The organism is Pseudomonas corrugata (assembly GCF_050920615.1).
Taxonomy (GTDB): Bacteria; Pseudomonadota; Gammaproteobacteria; order Pseudomonadales; family Pseudomonadaceae; genus Aquipseudomonas; species Aquipseudomonas corrugata.
Genome location: NZ_CP130434.1, coordinates 356,605 through 368,717, shown reverse-complemented (window position 1 = coordinate 368,717; position 12,113 = coordinate 356,605). Strand labels below are relative to the sequence as shown.

Here is a 12,113-nt window from a genome sequence, read left to right as displayed (position 1 = left end):
GACTGCGCATCCATGCTCCCAGCCCGAGAAAACACTTCATGTACCGTGACCGCATTCGCCTGCCTTCCTTGTTGGATAAAGTGATGAGCGCTGCCGACGCAGCGTTGTTGATCGAGGACGGCATGACCGTCGGCATGAGCGGCTTCACCCGCGCCGGTGAAGCGAAAGCAGTCCCCCACGCCCTGGCCGAGCGCGCCAAGGTCAGCCCGCTGAAAATCAGCCTGATGACCGGCGCCAGCCTGGGTAACGACCTCGACAAGGAGCTCACTCAAGCCGGTGTGCTGGCTCGACGCATGCCGTTCCAGGTCGACAGCACCTTGCGCAAGGCGATCAATGCAGGCGAGGTGATGTTCATCGATCAGCATCTTTCGGAAACCGTCGAGCAGTTGCGCAATGCCCAACTCAAGCTACCTGACATTGCCGTGATCGAAGCAGTCGCCATCACCGAGCAAGGCCACATCGTCCCGACCACATCAGTAGGTAACTCCGCCAGTTTTGCCATCTTCGCCCGACAAGTGATCGTTGAAATCAACCTGGCCCACAACCCGGACCTGGAAGGATTGCACGACATCTATATCCCAACCTATCGCCCGACCCGCACGCCGATTCCACTGGTAAAAGTCGACGACCGTATCGGCAGTACCGCCATCCCGATCCCTCCGGAAAAAATCGCTGCCATAGTCATTACCGACCAAGGCGACTCACCGTCGACCGTCACACCACCGGACAACGACACCCAGGCCATTGCCGATCACCTGATCGAATTCTTCAAGCGGGAAGTCGCAGCCGGGCGCATGACCAACAAGCTTGGCCCCCTGCAGGCCGGTATCGGCAACATTGCCAATGCCGTGATGTGCGGTTTGATCGATTCGCCCTTCGAAGAACTGACCATGTACTCCGAGGTACTGCAGGACTCCACTTTCGACCTGATCGACGCCGGCAAACTGAGCTTCGCCTCAGGCAGCTCCATCACGCTGTCGAGCCGGCGCAATGCCGATGTGTTCGCCAACCTGGAGAAGTACAAGGACAAACTGGTCCTGCGACCACAAGAGATTTCCAATCATCCTGAAATCGTCCGCCGCCTGGGCATCATCGCCATCAATACCGCCCTGGAGTTCGACCTGTACGGCAACGTCAACTCTACCCATGTCTGCGGTACACGGATGATGAATGGCATCGGCGGCTCAGGAGACTTTGCCCGCAATGCGCACCTGGCGATCTTCGTGACCAAGTCGATCGCGAAGGGAGGCGCCATCTCCAGCGTCGTCCCCATGGTCAGCCACGTGGACCACACCGAGCATGATGTCGATATCCTGGTCACCGAGGTCGGCTTGGCCGACCTGCGAGGTCTGGCACCGCGTGAACGGGCACGGGTGATCATCGACCATTGCGTGCACCCGACCTATCGTCAGGCCTTGAAGGAGTATTTTGACGCGGCGTGCGCCTTGGGTGGGCATACGCCGCACATCCTGCGCGAAGCATTGAGTTGGCACCTGAACCTGGAAGAGACCGGGCGTATGTTGGCCGTTTGATACAGCTGGAACAACGCTACAGCACGTACAGTTTGGATCGGTCAAAGACTCGCAGCCAGATCCTACAAAAACTGTACTGCTGTACCGGTGTTTTCCTGGCCATTTTTACTGTTCAACCCTCCACCCCTTCACAAATTGCACCACAACAGTGCAGATAGGTACAGTTGCCTCGATATAGACCAGTACACCACCCTTTAACAGTTAACTGGTCGCGCACAATACTAGAGAACTGTATCTACAGTGTCTGGCCAAACGAGAGGATCATGGGCACCAGTTAAAGTTAAACCACTACCTAATCCCGCCATAAGCGGAAGGATGTCAACCATGGAACGTACACTCAGTTCCGAGCTGTTTTTCGAAGACAACGCTGCAAAAAACCAAGCTTCCCTGCCTCTTCGCGTTATTGCCAACCTGATGTTGTGGCAGCGCCGCATCGCCAGCCGCCATCAACTGGCTCGTCTGGATGCCCGCCTGCTGGCTGACGCTGGTATCAGCGAAGCACAACGCTACGAAGAGCTGAGCAAGCCGTTCTGGCGCTAACTCAGCGTCGCTGGCCCTGACCCATCGGGTCCACCGCCAGCACCGAATTGAACAAACAAGACCCGTCGCGGGAAACCGCGACGGGTCTTGTCGTTTCGGAGCCTGGATTTCGGTGCTGGCTCCAGAATAGGTACAGTTTCCATAAGATGAATTATTGCAGGTACAGTTCAACCTGCATCCAAAAAGCGCAAGAAAGGACGTCCATATCGAAGCTGTCCTGCTTCGCGATCTGACTTACTATCCAGTCGAGCGTGGCGAAGCGAGTCGGACAGGCGCCTCCTTTCCCGCAACAAGAATCGGCATTCCCATCATCCAAGGAGCCTCATCATGATCCGTCTTCGTCTGCTCAGCGTTGCAGCCTTGCTGGCCGTAGCCGCCCAGGCCAATGCCAGTAGCTTCATCGTCACCACCGACTCCATCGTGGGGGCGCTCAAGGCCACGTCTGACGCGTCATCTGATGCGACTTCGTCGCTGCGGGACAACAAAATTGTCCAGGCAGCCCGTGACGATGCCGCCAGTTTCGTCGCCAGCGAAGGCGCTATCCGTGGCGTAAAGCTGGAAAGTGCCCTCGATCTGATCCGCCAGCAGGCACCGCAATTGAACGCCACCGATGCACAGTTGGCCCAGGCGATCCTGGTGATCTGATCCAACATGAAACATCGGGCTGCCGAAGGTAATCCCGATGTTTCAGCGCTGGCTCTGGCCCGACGGTTTGCGCTAGCCTTCAGGTTCGCCATCAACCGTCGAGTGCCATGCGTTTTATTTCAGATCTGCCTATCGCTTTGTTCCTGGTCGCTTCCTGCTGGTCCGTTTCGGCTCATGCCTTCGATGTATCCACCCAACAGGTGGTTGTGAGCGGTTATGCCACGAGCATGGTGACCTCCGCGCCCTTCGACCATAAACTGATCGTCGCCGCTCGCGATGACGCAGCGGCGTTCGTTGCCAGTGACGGACAGTTGCGAGGCGCACGACTGGAGTCGGCCTTGGCTTATCTACGCCAGACCCAGCCAAAACTTCATGTCAGCGACCTTGAACTGGCACAGGCAATTCTCGTCCAATAGTTATCCCTACTTTCCGGAGTCGTTCCATGCGTAGCCCGCTGATTGCTGCCGCCCTAGGCCTGCTGGTATTGGCCGATGTGGCCCAGGCACATACCCTGGTAGCCACCAGTAACATCATCGTTCGCGCCTCGCAGCGCACGATCGATTTCACCTCCGACACCACCACTTCCATCCGTGATTCGAAAATCGTCCGCGAAGCCCATGACGATGCCGCCAGCTTCGTCGCCAGCAACGGTGAAATCCGCGGAGCTCACCTCGAAGCCGCCTTTGATACCTTGCGTACCCGCGTGCCGGAAGCCCGCGATGCCAGTGACCAGGTCCTCGCCGAAGCCATCCTCGCACTGTGAGGCGGCTCGCCGCCTGGCTGGCGGCCGGAGTCCTGCTGCTCATGGGCGGCACTGTCCAGGCCGGCCTGCGACTGCACCTCAACGGCGAAGGCCTGAGCCCCGCGCAGCAGCAAGCCAGCCAGGCACTGCTCGATGAAGCCATGGCAGCCTTGCCGCCACGCTTCATCGAGCAACTGAACCGTCGTATCGATGTCGGCTGGACCGACCAGATGCCCGCCAACGCCTATGGCCAAGCCTCGCTGGTGTCGCAGCTCGATCTCAATAGCAATCTGCTCGACAGCCTCACGGACGGCAGCGCCGCTACCCAGAAGACTCATCGTCCCCACGGCACCGTGCGGCGGGAAATGCTCGCCACCGTCCTGCATGAACTGACCCACATCTACGACCGCGCGCGTTTATGGCCGGATGCCGAGCGCGCGTTGATCCAGCGCTGCACGCGACGCCACAGCAGCGCCGGGCTGATCGGCCTTCCAGATGAGTGTCGGGGCCAGAACGACCGCCGCTTCACCCTCAGTGACGATCCCCGCCTGCTGGACCTGGCCGGCTGGCCGCAGTACGTCGGTCGTCGCGGCGAACGGGAGCAGCACAACCGCCAGGTCGCCCGCAGTCCGGATCTCTACGAGACCAGCAGCCCCAAGGAATTCGTTGCGGTCAATATGGAGTACTTTCTCCTCGACCCGAGCTATGCCTGCCGAAGGCCCGCGCTGTACCGCTATTACCAGGAACACTTTGGGTGGGCTCCACCCGCCAAGGACACCTGCGCCAAGTCGTTCGCCTTCCTCAATGCCGGCAACGACTTCGCCAGGACCCCACTGGGCAAGGTCGACCCGGAACGGGTCTACGCCATCGATTACCTATTGGCCGAAGCCAACCAGAATTGGGTCAGCCGCTGGGGGCACAGCATGCTCCGGTTGGTGATCTGCGCACCCGGCCGACCACGTGGGCCGGATTGCCGATTGGATCTGGACCAACACCTGGTTCTCTCGTACCGCGCCTTCGTGGGTGATGTGCAGTTGTCCAGTTGGGATGGCCTGGTGGGCAAGTACCCGTCGCGCCTGTTTGTATTGCCGCTGGCCCAGGTGATCGACGAATACACCAAGACTGAACTGCGCAGCCTGGCGTCCGTGCCGCTGAACCTGTCACGGACCGAGATTGAGGAGACGGTCGAACATGCCGCCGAAATGCATTGGAGCTACGACGGCAACTATTACTTCCTGTCCAATAACTGCGCGGTAGAGAGCTTGAAGCTGCTGCGCAGCGGCAGCAATAACGAGCAACTCAAGGGCCTCGACAGCATCATGCCCAACGGATTGTTGGAAGTGCTCAAGGGGCGGGGCCTGGCGGATACCAGCGTGTTGGACGATCCCAAGGAAGCCCTGCGCCTGGGCTACCGCTTCGACTCATTTCGCGATCGATATCAGGCGATGTTCAATGTGCTGAAAAAGTACCTGCCGATCAAACAACAATCGGTGGAGGACTGGCTGGCCCTGGATGCCGCCGAGCGTCGTGTCTGGTTCGAACAGGCCGACCTGCGCACCAGCGCAGCGTTGCTGCTGCTGGAACAGGCCAGTTATCGCCGGCAACTGCTGCTGGCCCAGGATGAAGTCAAACAACGTTACCTCGGTGCCCGGGAATTGCAGAACGGAGGCATGGAACGGGCCAACGCGACGCTGCAACAGATCCTCGCCAACAGCGGTTTCCTGAGCCGCCCCGCGGAGTTGCTGGGCAGTAGCGGCTACGGGTTGCCACAACCCAGCGAGTGGCAGCGACTGGAATCGGAAAGCAGCCTGCGCCAGAAACAGCTTCAAACACTGACGGGAGATCTGGACAAGGAAGTCCGGGCGCTGCTCGAGCCTAGCCGCGCTGCTGAAATCGCCGCGAGCGAGGCCAACGTCAAGGAGCTTGGTGAGCATTTGCGCAAGCTGCACAAGGCGAGCGGTGGGTTGGAATTGCCCTAGTGTCCCAGGCATAAGAAAGGGTTCAGAACTTGGTTCTGAACCCTTTTTTTCAGCAATAAATCAGCTCACGCGCGCCTTACGCACACCGTCAGCCAAGGCGGCGCACAAGCTCAGCACACCATCGACAGCCTGCTCCGAGGTCTCGGCGCTGGCGATATGGTCGATCAACGCCGAGCCTACCACCACGCCATCGGCCAACCGAGCAATGGCGGCGGCCTGCTCCGGCGTGCGGATACCAAAACCGATGCTGATCGGCAGATCGGTATGGCGACGCAGACGCGCCACGGCTTCTTCCACATGCTCGAGCGTCGCGGCACCGGCGCCGGTCACACCCGCCACAGACACGTAGTACACAAAGCCCGAGCTGCCATTGAGCACGGTCGGCAACCGCACATCATCAGTGGTCGGTGTGGTCAGGCGGATGAAGTCCAGGCCCGCAGCCTGGGCCGGATCGCACAGTTCGCCGTTGTGCTCGGGCGGCATGTCCACCACGATCAGACCATCAACGCCGGAATCCAGCGCCTCGCCAATGAAGCGCTGCACCCCATAACGATGGATCGGGTTGAAGTAGCCCATCAGCACCAGCGGTGTTTCGGTGTTGCCTTTACGGAACTCGCGAACCATCTGCAGGGTTTTCGCCAGGTTCTGTTGGGCTCCCAACGCACGGATGTTCGCCAACTGGATCGCCGGGCCATCGGCCATCGGATCGGTGAACGGCATGCCCAGTTCGATCACATCGGCACCGGCCGCAGGCAGTCCCTTGAGGATCGCCAGCGAAGTGTCGTAGTTCGGGTCGCCAGCGGTCACGAAAGTCACCAAGGCGGCGCGATTCTGTTGCTTGAGTTCGGCAAAGCGGGTTTGCAGGCGGCTCATCAGTGTTTCTCCTGCTGGGACTGTTCCATGTGGTGCATCACGGTTTGCATGTCTTTGTCGCCACGGCCGGACAGGTTGACCACCATCAGGTGATCCTTGGGCAGGTTCGGCGCACGCTTGAACACTTCAGCCAGGGCATGGGAGCTTTCCAGCGCAGGAATGATGCCCTCCAGGCGGCAGCATTTGTGGAAGGCGTCCAGAGCCTCGGTATCGGTGATCGAGGTGTACTGGACACGGCCGATGTCGTGCAACCAGGCGTGTTCCGGACCGATCCCCGGGTAGTCGAGGCCGGCGGAAATCGAATGAGCGTCGATGATCTGGCCATCATCGTCCTGCAACAGGAAGGTGCGATTGCCGTGCAATACACCGGGGATACCGCCGTTCAGGCTCGCCGCGTGCTTGCCGGTTTCAATGCCATAACCAGCCGCTTCGACGCCGATGATGTCGACGCTCTTATCATCCAGGAACGGGTGGAACAGGCCCATCGCATTGGAGCCGCCGCCAATGCACGCCACCAGGCTGTCCGGCAGGCGACCTTCTTGTGCTTGCAGTTGATCGCGGGTTTCCTTGCCGATCACTGCCTGGAAGTCACGAACCATGGCCGGATACGGGTGCGGGCCAGCCACGGTGCCGATCAGGTAGAACGTGCTGTCGACGTTAGTGACCCAGTCGCGCAGCGCCTCGTTCATGGCATCCTTCAGGGTCCCGGTACCGGCGACCACCGGAATGACCTCGGCGCCAAGCAATTTCATGCGGAACACGTTGGCCTGTTGGCGCTCGATGTCGGTGGTGCCCATGTAGATTACACAATCCAGGCCGAAACGTGCGGCCACGGTGGCAGTGGCCACGCCATGCATGCCGGCGCCGGTCTCGGCGATGATGCGTTTTTTGCCCATGCGCCGCGCCAGCAGAATCTGACCAATGCAATTGTTGATCTTGTGCGCGCCAGTGTGGTTCAGCTCTTCACGCTTGAGATAGATCTTCGCGCCACCACAGTATTCAGTCAGACGTTCAGCGAAGTAGAGCGGGCTCGGACGACCGACGTAGTCCCGCTGGAAGTAGGCCAATTCCTCGAGGAACGCCGGATCTTCCTTCGCGACTTCGTATTCACGGGCCAGATCGAGGATCAACGGCATGAGGGTTTCGGCCACATAGCGGCCGCCGAACGCACCGAACAGGCCGTTGGCGTCGGGACCGCTGCGCAGGTTGAAAGGGGTCGTAGACTGGGTCATGGAACGCTCCAGGCAAATGCATGAGAAGACAATGAGGCTCACTCTACCCCTGACATCTCGCCCTGAAAACCGATAAGATCGCCGCAACCTGTCAGGAAAACTCACAGATACCATGAGCCATGATCTTCCCCCGCTCAACGCCTTGCGTGCCTTCGAAGCCACTGCTCGCCTGAACAGCGTAAGCCAGGCGGCCGAACAGCTTCACGTCACCCATGGCGCGGTCAGCCGACAGTTGAAGTTGCTGGAGGAGCATTTGGGTGTCAGCCTGTTCGTCAAGGATGGACGCGGCCTGAAACTCACAGATGCGGGCCTGCGCCTACGCGATGCCAGCGCCGAGGCTTTCGAGCGGCTACGCACTGTCTGCGCCGAGCTGACCCAACGCACGGCGGATGCTCCGTTTGTACTGGGCTGTTCGGGTAGCCTGTTGGCACGCTGGTTTATTCCTCGCCTGGGCCGGCTCAATGCCGATCTGCCGGACTTGCGCTTGCATCTGTCCGCCGGCGAAGGCGATCTGGACCCCAGGCGCCCAGGGCTGGACGCTTTGCTGGTATTTGCCGAGCCGCCCTGGCCGGCAGACATGCAGGTGTACGAGTTGGTCAGCGAGCGGATCGGCCCGGTCATGAGCCCGCGTTACGCCGGTTTCGTCGACCTGAACGGCGCCCCGGTCGATGCGCTGCTGGGCGAGTCGTTGCTGCATACCACGTCGCGTCCTCAAGCTTGGCCGACCTGGGCACGGCAGAACAACCTCGATCCCCAGGCGTTGAAATTCGGCCAGGGTTTCGAGCATTTGTATTATTTGTTGGAGGCCGCGGTAGCTGGGCTGGGTGTGGCCATCGCTCCCGAGCCATTGGTGGCCGAGGATGTGCGTGCCGGACGCCTCGTCGCGCCATGGGGCTTCGGCGAAACCCCGGCGCGACTGGCGTTGTGGCTACCCAAGCGCGCCGCGGACGGCCGCGCCCGGCAACTGGCCCAGTGGCTCAGGCATGAGCTGAGCCAACCGGCTTAATCACCGCGCTTGCACAGCAGATAAGCGGCCAACAGACCAAGAGCCCCGACCGCGACACCGGCGGTCGTCCAAGGGTGCTCTTGAGCGTAATCGCGTGTGGCGAGCCCGGTTTCGCGGGTTTTCACCTTGACCTCTTCATACGCATCGCTGAGCAGATGACGGGAATGCTTCAATGCATTTTCGGCGTTTGCCTTGAGCGATTTGAGGGTCTTACGCGACTCGTCCGAAGCGTCGTCCTTCAGGCTTTCCAGCGACTTGAGCAGATTCTCGATTTCCGCTTCCATGCTTTGCAACGAGGCTTTGCGTAATGAATTGCTGGCCATGATGGTTCTCTCCTGCAGTGGTTGAGTGCGTGTGAAAGTTGGGACTGCCACCGTTTCTGAAAGTGCAGTAAATCTGAACTTCAGCGCATGAACGGCACCACATGTAAGGCGAAAAATCACTGCTAGGCTTTTTGATAACCAAGCGGCCAGAGATAACCCTGGAGAACGTCATGACAGATCATCACACATACAAAAAGGTCGAGCTGGTCGGCTCGTCCTCCACCAGCATAGAAGACGCCATCAATAACGCCCTGGCCGAAGCCAGCAAAAGCCTCAAGCACCTGGAATGGTTCGAAGTCACCGAAACCCGCGGGCATATTGAAAACGGCCGGGCCGCGCACTTTCAGGTGACCCTAAAGGTCGGGTTCCGGATCGCAAATAGCTGAGGTGCCTGGAACTTGCAGGCTGGCGGAGTGCCATAGGAATGGCGATGCGCTATCCGGTAAGCGCATCCCTCCTGTTTGATACCAGCCTGATTGATCCGACCAAGGAGTGCGAGCGATGAAAAAGTTGATGGTTGCTGTAGGTTTGCTGAGCCTTGCCGGTTCTGTATTTGCCGCCGGCAAGCCCTGCGAGGAGTTGAAAAACGAAATTGCAGCGAAGCTTGATGCCAAGCAGGTGTCAGGTTATTCGCTGGAAATAGTCGATAAAGGTACGGCGAGTGATGGGAAGGTCGTCGGTACATGTGAGGGTGGTACGAAGGAAATCGTCTACAAGCGCTGATGCTGCTCGAATGTCAAAGCCGACGCATGCGTCGGCTTTTCATGGGCACGATTCAGCCCTTCATGACCTGCGCCAACAATTCATATGAACGCAAACGGTCGGCATGCTCATACAGATCGCTGGTGAAAATCAGCTCATCGGCCTGAGTCTGCTCGATCAGCACCTCGAGGCGGGCGCGGATCTTCTGCGGACCACCGACCATCGCCAGGCCAAGGAAATCGCCCACCGCTTCTTTCTCATGAGGCAACCAGAGACCGTTCATGGTTTCGACGGGCGGACGCTGCACCAGACTCTGGCCGCGCATCAGCGCAAGGATCCGCTGATACACCGAGGTCGCCAGATAATCAGCCTGCTCATCGGTATCCGCTGCCACCAACGGCACGCCGAGCATCACGTAGGGTTTGTCGAGTACCGCCGACGGTTTGAAATGGTTGCGATAGATGCGAATCGCCTCATGCATATAGCGCGGCGCGAAATGGGAGGCAAAGGCGTAGGGCAAACCGCGTTCACCGGCCAGTTGCGCACTGAACAGGCTGGAGCCCAGCAACCACACCGGTACGTTGGTCCCAGTGCCGGGCATGGCGATGATGCGCTGATCAGGCGTGCGCGGGCCGAGATAGCGCATCAGCTCGGCCACGTCGTCAGGGAAGTCGTCGGCGCTACCGGAGCGCTCACGACGCAAGGCCCGGGCGGTCAGTTGATCGGAACCGGGTGCACGACCCAGTCCCAGATCGATCCGACCCGGGAAGAGGCTTTCCAGGGTGCCGAACTGCTCGGCGATGATCAACGGCGCATGGTTGGGCAACATCACCCCGCCGGAGCCGACACGAATGGTCGAAGTACCACCGGCCAGATAACTCAGCAACACCGCCGTCGCGGAGCTGGCAATGCCATCCATGTTGTGGTGCTCAGCCACCCAGAAACGGGTGTAGCCGAATTTTTCCACGTGCTGCGCCAGATCCAGCGAGTTACGCAAGGAGCGGGCGGCGTTGCCATCCGCGCGTACAGGCACGAGGTCGAGGGTTGAGAATTTCACTTCGGACAGCTGTTTCATGGGCCGGCGTCTCCAACGGGGCTTTCCTGCGGGCAAAAGCCTGCCGTTTTCAGTAGGTGTGTTCCCTGCAATGTGGGCATATACCCGAGTTTCAATAGCTACAACAAATTTTCCTACTAAATTAGTCGACTAATCGATGAGGTGAACTTTATCGAGCGGTCTATCCTCACAAGCCTGACAGTTAAAAAACACCCGGCGCATACCCTCGCGCCGGATCTTGAGGAGGCATACATATGGCTATCATTAAGAAAGCATCGGCTCACTGGGAAGGCGACCTGAAAACCGGTATCGGCTCCATCTCCACCGAAACCGGCGTGCTGCGCGAAGCACCTTATGGTTTCAAGGCCCGTTTCGAAGGCGGCCGCGGCACCAACCCCGAAGAACTGATCGGAGCGGCCCATGCCGGGTGCTTCTCCATGGCGTTTTCGATGATCCTGGGGGATGCCGGGCTCAAGGCCGACAGTATCGATACCCATGCCGAAGTGACCCTCGACCAAGTCGACGGCGGCTTTGCCATCACTGCGGTGAACCTGATCCTCAAGGCGAAGATTCCCGGCGCCAGTCAGCAGCAGTTTGAAGAACTGAGTAACAAGGCCAAGGAAGGATGCCCCGTTTCCAAGGTGCTGAACGCCAGGATCACCCTGGATGCCACGCTGCTGAATTGACGCCCCGCATCAGGATCGCAGTCGCCGAAGGCTGCGATCTTTCCTCTGTTACCCGGCAAGCAATGTGTGATCGAATGCAGTAGGCAGTTTCAACGTATATGCGGTACGTGCTGCAGCGAGGAGTTCGAGCATGAAACGGTTTGCTCTGGTCATCATCGGTTGCGCCTTGACCACGTCGGCCCTGGCGGCGCCAAAATCCTGCGAAGAACTGAAAGCGGAAATCGAGGCGAAGATCCAGGCGAATAAGGTGTCGTCCTACACGTTGGAAATCGTCACGAACGAAGACGTCCACGATCAGAACATGGTGGTCGGCACCTGCGAAAACGGTACGAAGAAAATCATCTACCAGAGGAATGACAGCTAAGGAATGCAGTTGACCTGCCGTTCCTCGGCGACAATTTCACGCTTGGCATTGTAGAGCCGGGCGCTTGGAGTAAATGCCAGGTTGCGGGCTTCCAGACGATAACGCTGGCCGGCCTCGAAATGATCGTAGCGCACGATCATGTAGCACAACCGCTCCTGCGGTTCGGCTTGCATACCCAGTCCACCACCGCTCATGACCTCGAAGTCGAAGCGCACTTTCAGCTCATGGCTGCCCGGCGAAACCTGGAAGAACCGCCCATCTCGCAGACGTTGCCCATCCAGGCCCTCGGCCATGAGCATCTTGCCACCCGGCATGGGGGTCGCAAAATCGACCCAGGCCATATTCGGATCGACCGGGGGCAGCGGACTTGATGCACAACCGCTCACCGAGACAAAAGCCAGTAACAGGATATGAAGACGCATGGTGGATTTCCTG

At 59.3% G+C, this 12,113-nt stretch carries 16 protein-coding genes; 11 read left to right on the top strand and 5 right to left on the bottom strand.

The annotated features are described in order from the left end of the window. Positions 1-38: 38 nt before the first annotated feature. The 6 genes from QZH45_RS01650 to QZH45_RS01625 all read left to right on the top strand — a co-directional run bounded on the left by QZH45_RS01650 (position 39) and on the right by QZH45_RS01625 (position 5,438). Entirely contained in the window at positions 39-1,532 is a 1,494-nt protein-coding gene (locus QZH45_RS01650) for an acetyl-CoA hydrolase/transferase family protein (RefSeq protein WP_055135857.1), read from the top strand. A 324-nt stretch (positions 1,533-1,856) separates the two neighbouring features. Then, complete coding sequence (locus QZH45_RS01645; protein ID WP_024778486.1) at positions 1,857-2,072, top strand: DUF1127 domain-containing protein; 216 nt, start codon at positions 1,857-1,859, stop codon at positions 2,070-2,072. A 327-nt stretch (positions 2,073-2,399) separates the two neighbouring features. Beyond that, positions 2,400-2,717: a DUF2388 domain-containing protein gene (locus tag QZH45_RS01640; protein WP_024778485.1), complete on the top strand. Its 318-nt coding sequence runs from the start codon at positions 2,400-2,402 to the stop codon at positions 2,715-2,717. A gap of 107 nt (positions 2,718-2,824) precedes the next feature. Next, complete coding sequence (locus QZH45_RS01635) at positions 2,825-3,133, top strand: DUF2388 domain-containing protein (RefSeq protein WP_053191898.1); 309 nt, start codon at positions 2,825-2,827, stop codon at positions 3,131-3,133. Between the two features lie 26 nt (positions 3,134-3,159). Further along, the gene (locus QZH45_RS01630; protein ID WP_003187020.1) at positions 3,160-3,480 is read left to right on the top strand and encodes a DUF2388 domain-containing protein; all 321 of its coding nucleotides are present in this window, start codon (positions 3,160-3,162) and stop codon (positions 3,478-3,480) included. Beyond that, positions 3,477-5,438 carry a DUF4105 domain-containing protein gene (locus QZH45_RS01625; RefSeq protein WP_024778483.1) on the top strand — a complete coding sequence of 654 codons (1,962 nt, stop codon included), beginning with the start codon at positions 3,477-3,479 and terminating at the stop codon, positions 5,436-5,438. The genes QZH45_RS01630 and QZH45_RS01625 overlap by 4 nt, the downstream gene beginning before the upstream one ends. Before the next feature lie 60 nt (positions 5,439-5,498). Here QZH45_RS01625 and trpA read toward each other — a convergent pair whose 3' ends face one another. Together trpA and trpB are read right to left on the bottom strand one after the other, a co-directional pair. Continuing rightward, on the bottom strand, positions 5,499-6,311 hold the full coding sequence (gene trpA / locus QZH45_RS01620; protein WP_024778482.1) for a tryptophan synthase subunit alpha: 813 nt from the start codon (positions 6,309-6,311) through the stop codon (positions 5,499-5,501). Further along, on the bottom strand, positions 6,311-7,543 hold the full coding sequence (gene trpB, locus QZH45_RS01615; RefSeq protein WP_024778481.1) for a tryptophan synthase subunit beta: 1,233 nt from the start codon (positions 7,541-7,543) through the stop codon (positions 6,311-6,313). Before trpB ends, trpA begins: the two co-directional genes overlap by 1 nt. Positions 7,544-7,655: 112 nt before the next feature. Between trpB and QZH45_RS01610 the strand changes: the two genes are divergently transcribed. Beyond that, positions 7,656-8,549, top strand: coding sequence for a LysR family transcriptional regulator (locus tag QZH45_RS01610; protein WP_055135858.1), 894 nt, complete (start codon positions 7,656-7,658; stop codon positions 8,547-8,549). Here QZH45_RS01610 and QZH45_RS01605 read toward each other — a convergent pair. Then, positions 8,546-8,872, bottom strand: a complete 327-nt coding sequence (locus QZH45_RS01605; protein ID WP_024778479.1) for a DUF883 family protein — start codon at positions 8,870-8,872, stop codon at positions 8,546-8,548. The genes QZH45_RS01610 and QZH45_RS01605 overlap by 4 nt on opposite strands. A gap of 170 nt (positions 8,873-9,042) precedes the next feature. Between QZH45_RS01605 and QZH45_RS01600 the strand changes: the two genes are divergently transcribed. After that, positions 9,043-9,258 carry a dodecin gene (locus QZH45_RS01600; protein ID WP_024778478.1) on the top strand — a complete coding sequence of 72 codons (216 nt, stop codon included), beginning with the start codon at positions 9,043-9,045 and terminating at the stop codon, positions 9,256-9,258. A gap of 115 nt (positions 9,259-9,373) precedes the next feature. Then, complete coding sequence (locus tag QZH45_RS01595; protein WP_024778477.1) at positions 9,374-9,595, top strand: DUF1161 domain-containing protein; 222 nt, start codon at positions 9,374-9,376, stop codon at positions 9,593-9,595. Between the two features lie 52 nt (positions 9,596-9,647). On the opposite strand, the gene QZH45_RS01590 is transcribed toward QZH45_RS01595, so the two are convergent. After that, positions 9,648-10,649: an LLM class flavin-dependent oxidoreductase gene (locus QZH45_RS01590; protein ID WP_024778476.1), complete on the bottom strand. Its 1,002-nt coding sequence runs from the start codon at positions 10,647-10,649 to the stop codon at positions 9,648-9,650. A gap of 233 nt (positions 10,650-10,882) precedes the next feature. Here QZH45_RS01590 and QZH45_RS01585 point away from each other — a divergent pair, with 233 nt between their 5' ends. Together QZH45_RS01585 and QZH45_RS01580 are read left to right on the top strand one after the other, a co-directional pair. Further along, positions 10,883-11,314, top strand: coding sequence for an OsmC family protein (locus tag QZH45_RS01585; RefSeq protein WP_024778475.1), 432 nt, complete (start codon positions 10,883-10,885; stop codon positions 11,312-11,314). Positions 11,315-11,444: 130 nt separating this feature from the next. Continuing rightward, complete coding sequence (locus QZH45_RS01580) at positions 11,445-11,678, top strand: DUF1161 domain-containing protein (RefSeq protein WP_024778474.1); 234 nt, start codon at positions 11,445-11,447, stop codon at positions 11,676-11,678. On the opposite strand, the gene QZH45_RS01575 is transcribed toward QZH45_RS01580, so the two are convergent. Beyond that, positions 11,675-12,100, bottom strand: coding sequence for a hypothetical protein (locus tag QZH45_RS01575; protein WP_024778473.1), 426 nt, complete (start codon positions 12,098-12,100; stop codon positions 11,675-11,677). The genes QZH45_RS01580 and QZH45_RS01575 overlap by 4 nt on opposite strands. Between the last annotated feature and the right edge of the window lie 13 nt (positions 12,101-12,113).